At 64.4% G+C, this 15,628-nt stretch carries 14 protein-coding genes and 1 riboswitch; of the genes, 7 read left to right on the top strand and 7 right to left on the bottom strand.

The window, feature by feature from the left end:
- Positions 1 to 431: 431 nt before the first annotated feature.
- Positions 432 to 1,643: a hypothetical protein gene (locus H535_RS0108295; protein ID WP_155838622.1), complete on the bottom strand. Its 1,212-nt coding sequence runs from the start codon at positions 1,641 to 1,643 to the stop codon at positions 432 to 434.
- Positions 1,644 to 1,841: 198 nt separating this feature from the next.
- Here H535_RS0108295 and H535_RS24275 point away from each other — a divergent pair, with 198 nt between their 5' ends.
- Positions 1,842 to 2,855 carry a bile acid:sodium symporter family protein gene (locus H535_RS24275; protein ID WP_051298831.1) on the top strand — a complete coding sequence of 338 codons (1,014 nt, stop codon included), beginning with the start codon at positions 1,842 to 1,844 and terminating at the stop codon, positions 2,853 to 2,855.
- 67 nt (positions 2,856 to 2,922) lie between these two features.
- Here H535_RS24275 and H535_RS0108305 read toward each other — a convergent pair whose 3' ends face one another.
- From H535_RS0108305 to H535_RS0108315, 3 genes are read right to left on the bottom strand one after another with little or no spacing between them, the layout of a single operon-like run.
- Entirely contained in the window at positions 2,923 to 4,008 is a 1,086-nt protein-coding gene (locus tag H535_RS0108305) for a Gfo/Idh/MocA family protein (RefSeq protein WP_026819187.1), read from the bottom strand.
- Between the two features lie 45 nt (positions 4,009 to 4,053).
- On the bottom strand, positions 4,054 to 5,382 hold the full coding sequence (locus H535_RS0108310) for an MFS transporter (RefSeq protein WP_026819188.1): 1,329 nt from the start codon (positions 5,380 to 5,382) through the stop codon (positions 4,054 to 4,056).
- Complete coding sequence (locus tag H535_RS0108315) at positions 5,379 to 5,999, bottom strand: winged helix-turn-helix domain-containing protein (RefSeq protein ID WP_035768860.1); 621 nt, start codon at positions 5,997 to 5,999, stop codon at positions 5,379 to 5,381. The genes H535_RS0108310 and H535_RS0108315 overlap by 4 nt, the downstream gene beginning before the upstream one ends.
- A gap of 129 nt (positions 6,000 to 6,128) precedes the next feature.
- On the opposite strand from H535_RS0108315, the gene H535_RS24280 reads away from it, so the two are divergent.
- Positions 6,129 to 6,530, top strand: a complete 402-nt coding sequence (locus H535_RS24280) for a magnesium transporter (RefSeq protein ID WP_035768862.1) — start codon at positions 6,129 to 6,131, stop codon at positions 6,528 to 6,530.
- A gap of 91 nt (positions 6,531 to 6,621) precedes the next feature.
- Here the strand turns inward: H535_RS24280 and H535_RS0108325 are convergent, their stop codons facing one another.
- Together H535_RS0108325 and purU are read right to left on the bottom strand one after the other, a co-directional pair.
- Positions 6,622 to 7,137, bottom strand: a complete 516-nt coding sequence (locus H535_RS0108325; protein WP_026819190.1) for a gamma carbonic anhydrase family protein — start codon at positions 7,135 to 7,137, stop codon at positions 6,622 to 6,624.
- Positions 7,138 to 7,186: 49 nt separating this feature from the next.
- Positions 7,187 to 8,062, bottom strand: coding sequence for a formyltetrahydrofolate deformylase (purU, locus tag H535_RS0108330; RefSeq protein WP_051298832.1), 876 nt, complete (start codon positions 8,060 to 8,062; stop codon positions 7,187 to 7,189).
- A 75-nt stretch (positions 8,063 to 8,137) separates the two neighbouring features.
- Positions 8,138 to 8,222, top strand: a riboswitch (ZMP/ZTP riboswitch).
- Between the two features lie 62 nt (positions 8,223 to 8,284).
- Here purU and glyA point away from each other — a divergent pair.
- The 5 genes from glyA (at position 8,285) to H535_RS24285 (ending at position 14,782) form a co-directional block, all read left to right on the top strand.
- Entirely contained in the window at positions 8,285 to 9,568 is a 1,284-nt protein-coding gene (gene glyA, locus H535_RS0108335; RefSeq protein WP_026819192.1) for a serine hydroxymethyltransferase, read from the top strand.
- 4 nt (positions 9,569 to 9,572) lie between these two features.
- Complete coding sequence (locus tag H535_RS0108340; protein ID WP_051298834.1) at positions 9,573 to 10,526, top strand: bifunctional methylenetetrahydrofolate dehydrogenase/methenyltetrahydrofolate cyclohydrolase; 954 nt, start codon at positions 9,573 to 9,575, stop codon at positions 10,524 to 10,526.
- Positions 10,527 to 10,839: 313 nt separating this feature from the next.
- The gene (locus H535_RS0108345; protein WP_245580230.1) at positions 10,840 to 12,216 is read left to right on the top strand and encodes a glycine cleavage T C-terminal barrel domain-containing protein; all 1,377 of its coding nucleotides are present in this window, start codon (positions 10,840 to 10,842) and stop codon (positions 12,214 to 12,216) included.
- Positions 12,217 to 12,433: 217 nt separating this feature from the next.
- Complete coding sequence (locus H535_RS0108350; RefSeq protein ID WP_211236558.1) at positions 12,434 to 14,134, top strand: formate--tetrahydrofolate ligase; 1,701 nt, start codon at positions 12,434 to 12,436, stop codon at positions 14,132 to 14,134.
- A 3-nt stretch (positions 14,135 to 14,137) separates the two neighbouring features.
- Complete coding sequence (locus tag H535_RS24285; RefSeq protein WP_051298835.1) at positions 14,138 to 14,782, top strand: cyclodeaminase/cyclohydrolase family protein; 645 nt, start codon at positions 14,138 to 14,140, stop codon at positions 14,780 to 14,782.
- Between the two features lie 3 nt (positions 14,783 to 14,785).
- Here H535_RS24285 and H535_RS0108360 read toward each other — a convergent pair whose 3' ends face one another.
- Positions 14,786 to 15,607: an IclR family transcriptional regulator gene (locus H535_RS0108360; RefSeq protein ID WP_026819196.1), complete on the bottom strand. Its 822-nt coding sequence runs from the start codon at positions 15,605 to 15,607 to the stop codon at positions 14,786 to 14,788.
- Positions 15,608 to 15,628 lie beyond the last annotated feature (21 nt).

Consider the following 15,628-nt stretch of genomic DNA (forward strand, 5'->3'; position numbering starts at 1 on the left):
GATCGGCCCATCTATTAGCCGAAATGGCGATGGCGTCCCGCACTTTTACCGGTGCGGGGATGCTGTCTTTTCCAGCCTCCGGACCGATCCATGGGCATGATCGTGTGGCTGCGCGGGAGGAGGGGAATGCGCAGCCACACGATGATATATCCCTATTTCTCCTTTCTCCCTGAGTTACAAGGCGGCCACACGACGCCCGATAGTAAGGGACAGCACGCCTGCCAGCGGCAGGAATCCGTCCCGGTAAGGCGGGCATAGCGGAACTGGTGCCGGTGCCCGCCGAGCGTGGTGGCCGGTCTCTTGAGGTTGAGAAGGGGCCGCTCTCTTTGGGGCAGAGAAGTGGCCGGCCTCTTGGATTGCGGCAATTCGTTGGAATTTATCGCGCGAGTCGCGGTGGCCTGGTTTTGCACCCAGGCGAAATGCGGGAGCAATCAGTCAGGCGAAAAGCCCGGATCGGGGGATATTGAAGTGGGTATTGCCCAGGGAGTATTCATGCTCCGTTGAAGCCCCGTGCACACCACTTCTATATGCGCACTGGCACAATCAGCGACGGCGGCCGTTCCGCCGCCTTGGGAGGATGTAACCGTCCCGGAGGGCCCGGGGACGGTGGCCATTCCAGCCGTACCGTCGGAGTCAGCCCGTTGAGCACTGGTGTCCGGGACGGGGACTGAGGCGTGTGCCGTTGTCTCGACTTCGTGGCCCCGCTGCGTGGATGCTGCTGCCTTGGCTGCGTGAAGTTCCGGCGCTGAGTCGTCGGCGATAATCATCGGGCCCTTGTCGAACACCAGGGACGTGGGGCCGGACGATGAGCTGGCGCCATGGACTGATTTAACGGATCCCGCAGCACTGTCCGAACCCGGGGTGCCCGCCACGGCCTCGTTTGCAGGCGCGGTACCGGATGTGGCGGAACGCGCCGGTTCAGTCGCAGCGACGGCCTCCTGTTCGGGTGCAGCGTCAGCTGCGGGCTCAGGCGTAGCGCCGCTTGCCGGTTCGAGGGCAGCGTCGGCTGAAGGCTCAGGCGTAGCGCCGCTTGCCGGTGCGGGCGCAGTACGGGTAACCGGCTCGACGACCCGCTCAGTAACGGACTCGGTGACATCGGCGATGGGCTTCACCGCGGACCTTGCTATTTCCTCAGCCGGTTGGGTGACCGGACGAATGATTTCGCGGACCGGGGTTACGACCGGTTCGACCACCTTGTCGAGGACGGGTTTGGCGACGTTGTCGACGACGGGCTCGGCGACATGGTCCACTGCCGGTTCGAGGGCCTTCTCCACGACGGGCTTCACCGCTTGATCCGCAATGGGCGCCGCAACATGAGCCGCCGTCTCAGCCACCGGTTTGGTTGCCCTCTTTACGGCGGTCGCCGCATCCTCCACAACGGGTGCCGCTGCTCGGTCCACTACGGCAGTCGCCGCATCCTCCACAACGGGTGCCGCCGCCTTATTCGCAACTGTCGTGGCGGTTTTCTTCACCGGTTGGGTCGCTTTTTCAACGACGGTTCCAAGGAGCGAATTGCCGTCGTCGCCGTCGTTCGCATGAGCGCTGGAAGCGCCGATAAGCATGAATCCCAAGGCCACGAACAGGCAGAGGAACATGGATCGCCAGGCAGTGTTTGCCCAGCTGGTAATGCGAGACTCCACCATGTTCACGTCCCCGGAAGGTGATTTGCGACACGTTCGACTTATCCTATTGTTAACCGTTGGCCCCGTCCACCGTTACTTCGAATATGTTCCTTCACGGGATTTTCAAGGGCGCAAAAACAGGCCGGTAAGACGTCATATTTTCCCCCGCCGGGGTCATCGGATGGGGCTGGCCGTTTAGTCCGTGGTAAGTCTTCACGTATGGCAGAACACGCACAGCACGATGAAACCCCCAGCGCACGGCCGAAGGCGGAGCGTAATGCGACGATTGCGGTGACGCTCTTCCCGCTGCTGATTCTCGCCGGCGGGGTGGCCGGAATGCTGTGGCCGACTGCCTTTACCGGGATCGCGCCGTGGATTTCACCGTTGCTGGGCATCATCATGTTCGGGATGGGGCTGACGTTGACCCCGCCCGACTTCTCCGTGATCGCCAAGCGTCCCATCCCGGTGGTCATCGGAGTGGTGGCGCAGTATGTGGTGATGCCGCTGACCGGGTGGTTGATCGGGGTGGCGCTGGGGCTGCCTCCGGAGCTTGCCGCAGGCGTCATCCTGGTGGGCTGCTGCCCCGGTGGAACGGCTTCGAATGTGGTCTCGTATCTGGCCAAGGGTGACGTGGCATTGTCGGTTGCGATGACGTCGGTGTCGACGGTGCTGGCGCCGTTGCTCACTCCGTTGCTGACGCTGTGGCTGGCGGGGACCTACATGCCCGTCGACGCTGGATCGATGGCGTTCTCGATCGTGCAGATCGTGCTCGTGCCAGTCGTGTTGGGTCTGGTGGTGCGGCTGCTGATGCCGAAGCTGGTGGCGAAGGCGCTTCCGGTTTTGCCGTGGATATCAGTGCTGGCGATTACCACCGTCGTGCTGGCCGTCGTGGCCGGAAGTGCGGAGAGCATCGCTTCGGCCGGGCTGATGATCTTCGCCGCCGTCGTGCTCCACAATGCGGCCGGCTACGCTGTCGGGTACGGTTTCGCGCGGATGTTCCGGCTCCCGACTGCGGCGAAGCGCACCACCTCTGTTGAGGTGGGGATGCAGAATTCAGGTTTGGCTGCGGGACTTGCGGCGCAATACCTCAGCCCGGCGGCGGCGCTGCCGGCGGCGATCTTCTCCGTCTGGCACAACGTCTCCGGCGCGGTGCTCGCGGCTTACTGGCGCCGCCGGGATGCGGGCACAACTGATGCAGGCGAGCAGGAGTTGGAGCAGAGCACCGCGAAGTAGCGGGGGACGTGGGCGCACTCCTGCTTGTACTTAGGCGGCGGGTTGCCAACAGCGGGTGCCCCACGTCTTAATCGTTGGGGTAGCGCACTCCCAGGTCGGCGCGGACGGCATCGAAGAATTTCATCGTCTCCAGCGAATCCTGCCGGGGCATCGTCGGGCTCTCGATGAGTCCTGCCTGGATGCAGCGGGTGGCCTCCCGCACTTCGTACACGTAGCCGTTTCCGATCTGTCCGATGGTCTCGGCCCGTGCACCGGCGTCCATGGTCTCGATGGTCAGCTCGGTTGGATTGTGCAGGGGAGCGTTGGTGCGCAGCCAGCCTTTGGCCCCGCAGATGGTGGCGGTCCGCGGGGAGCTGGCCGTCAACGACGACGTCAACTGGGCCTGGGCACCCGAGCTGTAGGTCAGTTGCAATGCGTTCTGCCGATCCACGCCATCGGAATTGAGCGAACCGGCGACGGTATACGATTCCGGCCGGCCGAGCACGCCGAACGCCCAGGTCAGGGGATAAACCGTCAGATCAAGCAGGGCTCCTCCGCCGTCGTCCAAGGCCCAGATGCGGGCCTTCGGATCGTAGGGCGCGGGGAAGCCGAGATCAGCCTGAACCCATTGGATCTCTCCCAGCTCGCCGGAGCGGACGATCTGCCAGGCCCGCTGCACACTCGGCATGAACCGGGTCCATACGGCTTCCATCAGGAACCGCTGGTTGGTTTCCGCCAGCTCGATCAGTTCCGCGGCTTCGCGGGCGTTGATGGTCAATGACTTTTCGCAGAGCACATGTTTGCCGGCTTGCAAGGCGGCTCCGGCCACGGTGCGATGCTGGCCATGGGGCGTGGCGACGTAGACGACATCGACGTCGGGATCAGCGAGCAGCTGTTCATAACCGGACAGCGGACTGTGGCCGCCGTCGTAATAGCTGGTGGTGAATCCGAACTTCGTGGCGAATTGCTCCGCGCGGCCCCGGGAGCGCGAGCTGACCGCATGCAGCCGGGCATCGGGCAGCAGGCCGATGTCGGCGGTGACGGAGGCAGCGATGTTTCCGGTGGCGATCACGCCCCAGTTCAAGGTGCGGCCGGTTGCCTCCAGCGGGCTGCTCCCGTCCTCACCGGTGCACGGCGGGACGACGATTAACGGTTCAGATCCAGGCTCTGTCATGAGTCCATCCTCGTATGTGCTGTGAAGACTTCCAAGCCTGCCGGTTCACGGTGCGGGGACGGCCTTGCGCTGCGAGAAGACGGGAACCATGCTCAGCACGCACGCCGCGGCCGTCGCCAGAACCAGGACCCGGTAGTCGATGAAGCCAACGATGGCGGCCGCCAGTACGGAGGTCATCACCTGGGGAACGTTGAAGGCCAGGTTTCCCGCAGCGGCGGCACGGCCCTGCAGCCGCATCGGCGTCACCGTTTGCCGCAGGGTCACGTAGGCGACGATCATCCAGGGGATGCCGAGGCCGCCCAGCGAGATACCGATCAGGAACAGGGCAATCGAGTTGGTGGCCAGCATGGAGATCCCGGCACCCAGCAGCAGCACGCCAGCGGTCATGGTGGCCGTCAGTGAGAAGCGTCGGATGACGCCGCTGGCGGTGAGCCCGCCCACCACCGACATCACGCCCTGGACACTGACCAGCACACTCATGAATTCAACGGGCATCCCGATTCCATCTTCAATGGCCGAGAAGTTGGTGACGTTCAAGACCCCGGTGGCGGCGATGCACATGAAGACGGTCAGGGTGCCGTTGCGGAGCAGCCGGTGGGTGGCAATGAAACGGAACCCTGCGGTGGTGCGGAGCCAAAAGGTGCCGTCCGGGTCCGGTTCCGCGTCAGGCTCGTTGACCTTGAGGGTGAGCAGAATCAGTGCCGTGGCCCCAAAGCAAACGGCGGTCAGTACGACGACGGAATCCATCCCCCAGAGCGCGAACAGACCGGCTCCGGCCAGCGGGGAAACGATCCGCAGGCCTTGGTCGATACTGCTCAACATTCCGTTGGCAGGTGCCAGCAGCCGGGTGGGGAGCATGGCCCGGATCAGTCCGGACTGGGCGGCGACGGTGATGTAGGAGGTATTGGCGTAGAGGAAGATCACCACGTAGATCAGCCACAGCATGCCGGTGTCCTGGACGAGGAGCAGCAGCAGTACGATGGCGCCGGCCAGTGCGTTGTTAACCACCAGCAGCATCTTGCGCGGAAAGTGGTCTGCGAGCTGGCCGGTCAATGGAGCGAACAATGCAGGCAGGCCGAGCGCGGCGAACACCAGGCCTGCGGCCGCGTCGCTGCCCGTCAGCTGCTTCACCCAGATCGCGGAGGTGATGAAGAGGGCGGAGTCTCCGAAATTGCTGACAATCCAGGCCAGTGCCAGCCGCAGGAAGCCGGGTTGGACCAAGGCCTCGCGGTTGGTTCCGACGTCGTGCTGCGCGTCCGGCTGGTCGTCTTGGGGGTGGTCTTGGTGCTGTGCCTGCTGTGCTTGCTGGGCACCGTGAGCAGCGGTCGCGTCGGTGGCGGTTCCGACGTCGGCCCCGGTGCCTTCGTGTTTCATGCGGGATCCTGCGGCTCGAAGTTGAGCACCGCGAACACTTTGGTTGGCTTGGAGCCCGGCGGACGCAGCTGGGGATTGGTCCAGCGCTGGACATAGCCGTCCGCCAGGTGCAGAATCTGTTCGCGCAATTGGCGCACTTCGTCCGGCGTGGCATAGAATCTGCCGCTGCTGATCACCGCCGCGTCGATGTCCTCCGCCGGCTGCGATGGGGCCGCAGTCAACCAATCCTGGATCCTGGCCATTTGCTCTTCCACTTGCAAGGCGGCGAGTGCGGACACTGCTTCGATGGAGCCGGGCCGGGTGTTGTCAATGGTGTGTTTGCGACGTCGCGAGTTGAGCTTCCACGGTTTGTCCCGTCCGGCGCGGGGCGCGGGCTCGACGTATCCGTGTTTGGCCAGGGTGCGCAGGTGGAAAGAACAGCTGGCCACCGACTCATCCAGCGCGGCCGCGCATTGTGTCGCTGTTGCCTGAACGACCTCCTGCAGGTGGTCCAGGAGACGCAGCCGCAATGGGTGCGCCAGGGCCCGGATCCGGACTGGATCCGAAATGACTTGCTCGTCCTGGTGGGGCTGATACGAGGAGCCAGAGGGCTGAGCCCGGTCTTCGGCACTGTGCATCCACTCAAGATACATTCTAAAGAACTCTTTACCAATAGCCCCCGTTGGCTCGATTCAGGATGCGCGAGGCGGGGAATCGGGGACAAAATCGGCGGGTGCGGCGGCGCTGTTCAGGTTTACAGCTGAAGAATGAAGAAGTTTCTGCGCGAGTATGCGGCCAACCTGGTCGTCTCGTTGGTGGTTGCCTTCATCGCGTTCGGCGCCTCCACCAGCTGGGGATGGCCCTTTGCCGGGTCCGTTGCCTTCGCCATTGTGGCCGGGCTGATAACGGCCGTGGTGATCCAGGGGCTTGTGGTGCTGTGGCATCGCAACCGGTCCGTCCCGGAGGAAGGGCGTCCGGGTGGCGGCGGAACCACGGCCGAAAAGGCCGCCGGAGCAGACACCGCGGCCGACGAGGGCGGCGGGCTTAGCGGGAGCAACCCCGGCGGGGACGACGGGTCCGCCTCCGGCACCGGCGCTGCGGAATCGGGACCGCGCGGACCGGTGCAACGTTCAGAAGGATACCGTTCGAGCCTGGAGGATCCGGGCTAGGAGAAACCACCGACGGCGGCGTAAATGATCAGCCCTTGACCGATCCACTCATCAAGCCGCCGATGAAGTATGTGCCGCCTGCACCCCTTCTTCAGTTGGCGGCTTTGTGCTTCCGGGCCAGCTCGACGTAGTGCGCGGCATTCTCCTTGACCGATTCGAATTCCTCGTCGCTCAGTTCGCGCCGGACCTTGGCCGGCACACCCGCCACCAGTGAGCGGGGAGGGATCTCGGTTCCTTCCAGGACCACGGCGCCTGCTGCCACCAGCGTCCCGGCGCCGATGACCGCGCCATTGAGGACGGTGGCGCTCATCCCGATCAGGCAATCGTCTTCAATGGTGCAGCCGTGGATCACCGCAGCATGCCCCACGCTGATCCGCTGGCCAACTGTCGTCGGGAATCCGGGGTCGGCGTGCAACACCACGTTATCCTGCAGGTTCGATCCATCGCCCACCTTGATGGGTGCGGTGTCCCCGCGCACGACGACGCCATAGAAGGCGCTCGCGTCCCGGCCCAAAACCGCGTCGCCGATGATGGTTGAAGTGGGCGCGGTGAAGGCGTCGGGATCGATCGTGGGGATAGTGCCATTGAACGGGATGATGTTTGCCATCCCACCAGCCTATGCGGCGAAGCGGCTCGCCTAAACATGAGGCGACGGCTCACTTAAACACAATGGTGCGGTGCCCATCCAGCAGCACCCGGTGTTCGGCGTGCCACTGCACCGCCTGGGCCAGCGTCCGGCCCTCGACATCCCGGCCGGTGGCAGCCAACTGCTCGGCGGTCTTGGTGTGCTCCACCCGGACGACATCTTGCTCGATGATGGGGCCTTCGTCGAGGTCGCCAGTGACATAGTGCGCCGTGGCACCGATCAATTTCACGCCGCGGGCGTGGGCCTGGGCATAGGGGCGGGCTCCCTTAAAAGAAGGGAGGAAGGAGTGGTGGATGTTGATCGCCCGCCCGGCCAGATCCCGGCATAGTTCATCGCTGAGGATCTGCATGTAGCGGGCCAGCACCACGAGGCCGACGTCGTAATCGGCGATCAGCGTACGCAACTGCGCTTCTGCCTCGGCTGTGTTCCCGGCAGTGCGTGGGATGTGGTGGAAGGTGACGCCGTAGAATTCCGCCAGCGGCCGGAGCTCCGGGTGGTTCGAAACGATCGCGGGGATTTCGATGGGCAGCGTTCCCGAGCGCTGGGCGAAGAGCAGGTTATTGAGGCAGTGCCCGTCTTTCGATGCCATGATCAGCGTGCGGACCGGCTGGTCGTGCGGGTGCACCGCCCATTCCATGTTGAACGATCCTGCCACCGGCTCAAGGTGGGATTCGAGCGCCGGCTGTGTCGCCGTCGTCGTCAAGGCCACCCGCATAAAGAACGTTCCGCTTTCATCGCTGCCATACTGCTGGGACTCGGTGATGTTGCAGCCGGCGGAGACCAGAGCTCCGGCCACGGAATGCACAATTCCGGGCTGGTCAGGGCAGGAGAGTGTCAGCGTGTAGCGGGCCGTGGTTGCGGCGTCGAAGACGTTGTCTGTATCCACGCATCCAACGCTACCGTCCACCGATTGGAGCCGGAATATCCGTTACGCGTCTTCGGCCTGTGCTCTGGGTTAGAGTGGAAGGGTCGCAACTGGCGCGGGTGGATAACCACCGGGGAGTGGCACAACTGCAGGACAACGGTCGTACGCCTGGGCCGACGTCACGAGAAGACCGGTGTGCCGGTAGCCTGACCTGTAGAACTTCGTATCTCACCAGGAGAAACTGTGAGCAAAACCGCCCAGTCCGTAGCAAACCTTCCGCTGTCCGACGTCGATCCGGAGATTTCCGCCGTCCTGGACCAGGAGCTGGACCGCCAACGTGGCACCTTGGAAATGATCGCCTCCGAGAACTTTGCGCCGCGGTCGGTGCTTGAAGCCCAGGGGTCGGTGCTGACCAACAAGTATGCCGAGGGGTATCCGGGGCGGCGCTATTACGGCGGTTGCGAATACGTCGACGTCGCCGAGAACCTGGCCCGCGACCGGGCCAAGGCACTGTTCGGGGCCGAACATGCCAACGTCCAGCCCCATGCGGGGGCGCAGGCGAACGCCGCTGCCTTGGCCGCGATGATCAAGCCGGACGATAAGATTATGGGCCTGGAGCTCGCCCACGGCGGCCACCTGACCCACGGCATGAAGCTGAATTTCTCCGGCAAGCTGTACAACGTTGCCGCCTATGGGGTGGATCCGGACTCGCTCCGCCTGGACATGGACAAGGTGCGTGAACAAGCCAAGGCCGAACGTCCCGATGTCATCATCGCCGGGTGGTCCGCCTACCCGCGACAGCTCGATTTCGGCGCCTTCGCCGAAATCGCCGACGAAGTCGGGGCCTACATGTGGACCGATATGGCTCACTTCGCAGGACTGGTGGCCGCCGGCCTGCATCCCAATCCGGTGCCGCATTCCGACGTCGTCACTTCCACGGTGCACAAGACACTGGCCGGTCCGCGCTCCGGTGTGATCTTGTCCCGCCAGGAGCTGGGCAAGAAGATGGACTCCGGGGTGTTCCCGGGACAGCAGGGCGGGCCGTTAATGCATGCCATCGCCGCCAAGGCCGTGGCGTTCAAAATCGCAGCTTCCGAAGAGTTCGCCGAACGCCAGCAACGCACCGTCGACGGTGCGCGCATCCTCGCCGACCGGCTGATGAGCCGGGACGTGGCCGAACACGGGGTGAGCGTGCTGACCGGCGGCACCGATGTGCATCTGGTGCTGGTGGACCTGCGCAACTCGGCTATGGACGGCAAAGAGGCCGAGGATCTGCTGCACGCAGCCGGCATCACGGTCAATCGAAATGCGGTTCCGTTTGATCCGCGGCCTCCGATGGTGACCTCCGGTCTGCGGATCGGAACACCGGCACTGGCCACCCGCGGTTTCGGTGAGGCAGAATTTGGCGAGGTGGCGGACATCATCGCTACGGCCCTCAAGCCCGGTGCCGACGTCGACAACCTGCGCAACCGGGTGGACCGGCTGGCTAGCGACTTCCCGCTGTACCCCGGATATGAGGAGTGGTGAACCGGTGACTGAACAAGACCAGAAGAGCGGACCGGAGGCCGGCGCCGGGACACCGGCCCCGGCTCGGACTCTGGATGGCAAGGCCACGGCGCGGCAGATCAAGTCCGAACTGGCAGAGCGGGTCCAGGTCCTCGCGGAACGAGGCATCACCCCCGGGCTGGGCACGGTGCTGGTGGGTGATGACCCGGCCAGCCATTCGTACGTTGCCGGCAAGCACCGCGACTGCGCCGAAATCGGCATCAACTCCATCCGCAAGGACCTGCCGGACGATATCAGCCAGCTGGATCTGGAAGCGGTGATCGATGAGCTGAACAGCGATCCCGCCACGACGGGCTATATCGTGCAGTTGCCGCTGCCGGCGCACATTAACGCCAACGCCATCCTGGAGCGGATGGACCCGGCCAAGGACGCCGACGGCCTGCACCCGGTGAACCTGGGACGGCTGACGCTGAACGTGTCAGGCGCAGCGGGCACGACCGGCGCCCCGCTGCCGTGTACGCCGAACGGCATCGTGGAACTGCTGGTTCGCCACGGCATCTCCTTGAAGGGCAAGGACGTACTGGTCATTGGACGCGGGATTACTGTGGGCCGCCCGCTGGGATTGCTGCTGACCCGCAAAGAAATCAACGCCACCGTCACGCTGGCACACACCGGCACGGTGGACCTGGCCGGGCACCTGGAACGGGCCAACGTCGTAATTGCAGCTGCCGGCTTCCCCTCGATGATCAAGGCGGACCAACTGAAGGAGGGGGCTATCGTCCTCGACGTCGGCGTCACCCGCACAGCCGACCCGGACACCGGCAAGACGAAACTCGCCGGAGACGTTGAACCTGCTGCGGCCAACGTGGCTTCCTGGATGTCCCCGAATCCGGGCGGTGTGGGGCCGATGACCCGTGCCATGCTGCTGGTCAACGTCGTCGAAGCGGCCGAACGCCAGGCGGGCATCACCTCCAACTGACAGCAGGCCGCCGACCGGCCTCCGGCTGACGGCGGCTTGGCCTCCGGCTGGCCGCCGGTTTTCCCGCTTCTTTCAGCCCGTTATTCGCGCCGAATAACGGGCTGAAGTCACGTGCGCCCATGTGTGGTGTAGATCTCACGGCGCGCCTCTTGTCTACAATAATGCGCGTATCTTACACTCAAAGCACAGGCGATGTTCCGTATTACGCAACAGGGCTCATAATACGAAACTTCTCCTCGTACAATGCAACACCGCTGCAGGCAGGGCTTCTGTCAACAAGTGGAACGCATCATGGGCAAAGGTGCCCAGCTCCATGGGCGATTCTCATCGGCAGGACACAGCCGGCGTCGGGCTGCAGATACCACGCGAGCTCAGGGAGCCGATGATGAATAAGAACGTCCCCTCCGTCGACCAATCCAACCGCACTGTGCCGATCAATCTTCGACAGTCCGGACCGACCCCCGTTGAAATGCTGATAGATACGCGTGTCCGAAAATCGCCTTACTGGGAACTGTCCCATCAGGAAGGTTGCTGGAAGGCGTCGATTTACAACCGCATGTACCACCCGCGGGGCTACGTGAAGCCTGAAGACGGCGGGATGATGGTCGAGTATGACGCGTTGGTCAACCACGTCACGCTCTGGAACGTCGCCGTGGAGCGGCAGATCCAGGTGAAAGGCCCCGATGCCGAGGCGTTCGTGAACTTCGTGATCACCCGCGACGCCGCCAAGATCCCGCCCATGCGGGCCCGGTATGTGATCCTCTGCAATGAAGACGGCGGCATCCTTAACGATCCGGTGCTGCTTCGCATCGCCGAGGACGAATTCTGGTTCAGCCTGTCCGACTCGGACCTGATGCTGTGGTTGCAGGGCGTCAACGTCGGCCACCGGTTCGATGTCGAGATCAAGGAGATCGACGTCGCCCCGGTGCAGATCCAGGGCCCCAAGTCCGAGGACCTGCTGGTCGATCTGGTGGGCCCGGCGGCGGCCGAGATTCCGTCGTACGGCTTGATGGCCTCGGCCGTGGGTGGCTGCGAGGTGATCATTTCCCAGACCGGCTTCACCGGCGAGAAGGGCTATGAAATCTACCTGCGCGATGCCACGCTCTACGCCGAGCAGATGTGGAACGCGGTGGTCGAAGCAGGCAAGAAGCACAACCTGATGGTTGTCGCTCCGGCACACCATCGCCGGATTGCCGCCGGCATCCTGTCCTGGGGCCAGGACATGGATGCCGAAACCCTGCCGTTCCAAGTGAATCTGGGGTACCAGGTGCCACGGAAGAAAACGGCAGACTACATTGGCAAGCAGGCACTGGAAGCGGCCCGAGACGCGATCAACGCCGACAAACCGCCGTACACTCACACGCTGGTGGGCATGAAGATGGACGGGCGGCCGATCGATGATTATGCCCCTGACTTCTGGCTCATTGCTCCGGACGCTGAGTCCGAGCCGTTCGGCTACGTGACGTCACCGTGGTACTCGCCGGAGCTGGGCGTCAACATCGCCATGGGGTTCGTGCCGGTGCACCGGGCGGAGCTGAGTACCGAACTGTGGGTGCATCTGCCGGACAAGTACTCGGACTTCGTCGGCACGCCGGTGCGTGCCGAAGTTGTGGAGATGCCCTTTCGACCGTCAGTGAACCCGAATCAGCGTGAGCGGCTGAAAGGCTACGGGCTGGACGCGGCGGTCTGACGGCGGGCCGAATACGCCCCTGACAGCGGACTGAACGTGCCGGCGCTCCCCGCGGGCGCCGGCACGTCACGCTCTCCAGATGGCGCCGACTTCTCCGCGCCCTGCAGCATCCTGCACTCTTGAAAAGCACCACCGCCAGGTCCAGACTGAAAGTGCGCATCCAATGGTGAACGCGCAGTTTGCAGTGCCCTTGGCGGCTTATGACCAGAAAGGCTCTATGACGACCATGCTGAGCAACCTCGAAATTTCCCGGGGCGCAAGCCTCCGCCCGCTGCAGGACCTCGCAGCCGACATGGGCATCGCCGAACATCTGATTGAACCGTATGGCCGCACCACGGCGAAAATCTCGCTTGAAACCATCGACGAACTGCAGGACAAACCCAGGGCCAAGTACGTCGTGGTCTCCTCGACCACTCCCACTCCGCTCGGTGCCGGCAAGACGACGACGTCGGTGGGGCTGGGGCAGGCATTCAGCCATGTGGGCAAGCGCGGGGTCATCGCCCTGCGACAGCCGTCGATGGGCCCGACATTCGGAATCAAGGGCGGAGCGGCCGGAGGCGGGCACTCGCAAGTGGTGCCGATGGAGTCGCTCAACCTCCACCTGACCGGCGACATGCACGCGGTCACGGCCGCGCATAACCTGCTGTCGGCCATGGTGGACAACCACCTGCACAAGGGCAATGCCCTCGACCTCGATCCGCAAGCGATTACGTGGCGGCGGGTGCTCGACGTTAACGACCGGGAACTGCGCCACATCGTCACCGGACTCGGGGGCAAGGCCGACGGCGCTCCCCGCCAGTCAGGTTTCGACATCACCGCCGCCAGCGAAGTGATGGCACTGCTGTCGCTGTCGACGTCGTTGCAGGATCTGCGCGAACGGTTGGGCCGGATTGTTGTCGGTTACGACCGCCAGGGCGACCCGGTGACGGCCGAGATGCTCAAGGCGGCCGGTGCCATGTGCGTGATCCTGAAGGAGGCAATCAAGCCGAACCTGATGCAGACGGTCGAGCAGACACCCGTGCTCATCCACTGCGGACCTTTCGGCAATATTGCCACCGGGAATTCGTCAATCATCGCCGACCAGATCGGCATCCGGGCCGGAGATTACCTGGTCACCGAGGCCGGGTTCGGAGCGGATATGGGCGCCGAACGGTTCTTCAATATCAAGTGCCGCAATTCGGGGCTGATTCCCGACGCCGCCGTCGTCGTCGCCACCGTCCGCGACCTGAAGACGCACTCGGGCAAGTACCGTGTGGTGGCAGGCAAGCCGTTGCCCGAGGAGATGCTTCAGGAGAACCCGGACGATGTCCTTGCCGGCGCGCCGAACCTGCGCAAGCAAATCGCCAACATCCGGCTCCACGGGGTGGAACCGGTGGTCGCGATCAACGCCTTCCCGTCGGACTACGACAGCGAGCACCAGGCGATTCTGGATATCGCCGCCGAGGAATCCACGCGGGCAGCGGTCTGCACCCACGTCGTCGACGGCGGCAAGGGGGCCGTGGAGTTGGCCCGCGCCGTGATGGAGGCCTGCGAAGAGCCGTCCGACTTCCGCCAGCTGTATGACGACTCGATGCCCCTGGTCGAAAAGATCGAGACAGTGGCGCGCAACGTCTACGGCGCCGACGGGATAGACCTCTCCGCCACGGCGAAGCGCCAGCTCGAAAACTACGAGCGCAGCGGGTTCGGGCACTTGCCGGTCTGCATTGCCAAGACGCATTTGTCGATATCCTCCGACCCGGCACTCAAGGGAGCGCCAACGGGGTGGCGGTTGCCGGTGCGCGAAGTCCGCGCCTCCGTGGGGGCCGGATTCATCTACCCGATCTGTGGAGACATGAGTACGATGCCCGGTTTGTCCTCCACCCCCGCGGCCGAGCGGATGGACATCGGCGAAGACGGCGAAATTATCGGGTTGGCCTGATCCATGGCGTCCGGGTGGACCGGTGGCGATTACCCGCAGCGGCCGTTCGACGACCTGCTGGCCGATGTCGCCGGAAGCGACCCCGCCCCGGCAGCCGGGTCGGTGACGGCGGCCAGCCTGTCGCTGGCGGCGGCGCTGACGGCGAAAGTCGCCCGCCGGTCCACCCGCCACATCTCCGACGCCGGCAGGTTGGCTGCCGCGGCGGATTCGTTGCGTGCCAGGGCAGTTCCTCTCATCAGCGGTGACGCAGCAGCGTACGCCGCCGTGTTGGCTGCTAAACGCAGTGGCCAGACGGGAGCCGGGCAGCGGCAGCCCGCCGGCGGGGAGGCAGCGGACGGCGAGGCCGCCGACGGGGAAGCCGCGGCCATGGCCGAAGCAATGCGGATTCCGGCCGAAATTGCCGTGACCGCTGCGGACGTGGTTGATCTCGCCGGCTACCTCGCGGCCCGAGGGAATCCGAACCTGTTGCATGACGCCATCGCCGCCGCAGATCTGGCATCCCAATGCTCTGCGGTCGCGGCGTCCCTGGCACGGGCCAATGCTTTGGACCCGGCATCCGGCCGGGACAGCGCCCGGTCAGACGCTGCTGATGCGGCCGCGTCGGCAGCGGAGCGCGCAGCCTCAGCCGCGGTCGCCATCGAACGCTGAATGTCAGCCGGTGTATCCCAGGTGGGCGCTGACCTGGTTGCCGGCATGGACCAGCTCGTCACAGAGCGCCGCGATTTCGTCGGACCGGAAGCGGAATGCGGGCCCCGACATGCTGATCGAACCAACCACGTCGCCCTGGTAGTCCCAAATGGGCACCGCGACGGCGTTGAGCCCGATCTCCAGCTCCTCGTAAACCGCTGAGTACCCGGTCTCGAGGACACGCTCCAGCTCCTGATCGAGGGCGGCCCGCGAGGTGATGGTTTTCGACGTCCGTGGCGGCTGGCCAGTGGCCTTGAGCACCTTGTCCCGCCCTTCAGCGTCGAGGTGCGCGAGGAAAATCTTGCCGCTCGCGGTGGCGTGCAACGGGGTCAGGTTTCCAATCCAGTCGTGAGTGGCGACCGCAGACGGACCCATGGCCTGGTCTACGTTGACCGCGACATTGGAGCGCAGCACGGCCAGATTCGTCGTCTCGCCGAACTCATCGGCCAGTGCCTGCAGGATAGGGCGCGCCTCCTGCACCAGGGACAACCGACCGGGAATGGCGGCCGCCATGCGCAGAATGCCAAACCCGAGCTGGTACTTGCCCCGCTCGTCGGTCTGCTGCACCATGCCGCGCCGTTCCAAGGCACTGATCAGCCGTGAGGCGGTGGACTTGTGAACCCCCATGGCCTCGGCGAGTTCGCCGACGAAGGAGCCGCCGGTCCTCGAGAGAATCTCCAGGACGGTGATGGCACGGTCCACCGACTGGACGCCAGGGCCGCTCGAGGCGCCGCCCTGTTCCGGATTGTGCTCAGTTCCTGCGGGAATGCGGGTATCAGATGCCATACCCGAATGGTACTTCGCACC

Origin of the sequence: Arthrobacter castelli DSM 16402 (genome assembly GCF_000430705.1) — a bacterium.
In the GTDB taxonomy this organism is placed as follows: Bacteria; Actinomycetota; Actinomycetes; order Actinomycetales; family Micrococcaceae; genus Arthrobacter_C; species Arthrobacter_C castelli.

What these genes read in the sequence shown, in the direction of transcription:
- H535_RS0108350 (WP_211236558.1), top strand. Translation starts at nt 12,434, where the DNA reads ATGACGACCATGCTGAGCAACCTCGAAATTTCCCGGGGCGCAAGCCTC.
- H535_RS0108295 (WP_155838622.1), bottom strand. Translation starts at nt 1,643, where the DNA reads ATGGTGGAGTCTCGCATTACCAGCTGGGCAAACACTGCCTGGCGATCC.
- H535_RS24285 (WP_051298835.1), top strand. Translation starts at nt 14,138, where the DNA reads ATGGCGTCCGGGTGGACCGGTGGCGATTACCCGCAGCGGCCGTTCGAC.
- H535_RS24275 (WP_051298831.1), top strand. Translation starts at nt 1,842, where the DNA reads ATGGCAGAACACGCACAGCACGATGAAACCCCCAGCGCACGGCCGAAG.
- H535_RS0108305 (WP_026819187.1), bottom strand. Translation starts at nt 4,008, where the DNA reads ATGACAGAGCCTGGATCTGAACCGTTAATCGTCGTCCCGCCGTGCACC.
- H535_RS24280 (WP_035768862.1), top strand. Translation starts at nt 6,129, where the DNA reads ATGAAGAAGTTTCTGCGCGAGTATGCGGCCAACCTGGTCGTCTCGTTG.
- H535_RS0108360 (WP_026819196.1), bottom strand. Translation starts at nt 15,607, where the DNA reads ATGGCATCTGATACCCGCATTCCCGCAGGAACTGAGCACAATCCGGAA.
- H535_RS0108315 (WP_035768860.1), bottom strand. Translation starts at nt 5,999, where the DNA reads ATGCACAGTGCCGAAGACCGGGCTCAGCCCTCTGGCTCCTCGTATCAG.
- H535_RS0108345 (WP_245580230.1), top strand. Translation starts at nt 10,840, where the DNA reads ATGGGCGATTCTCATCGGCAGGACACAGCCGGCGTCGGGCTGCAGATA.
- H535_RS0108310 (WP_026819188.1), bottom strand. Translation starts at nt 5,382, where the DNA reads ATGAAACACGAAGGCACCGGGGCCGACGTCGGAACCGCCACCGACGCG.
- H535_RS0108325 (WP_026819190.1), bottom strand. Translation starts at nt 7,137, where the DNA reads ATGGCAAACATCATCCCGTTCAATGGCACTATCCCCACGATCGATCCC.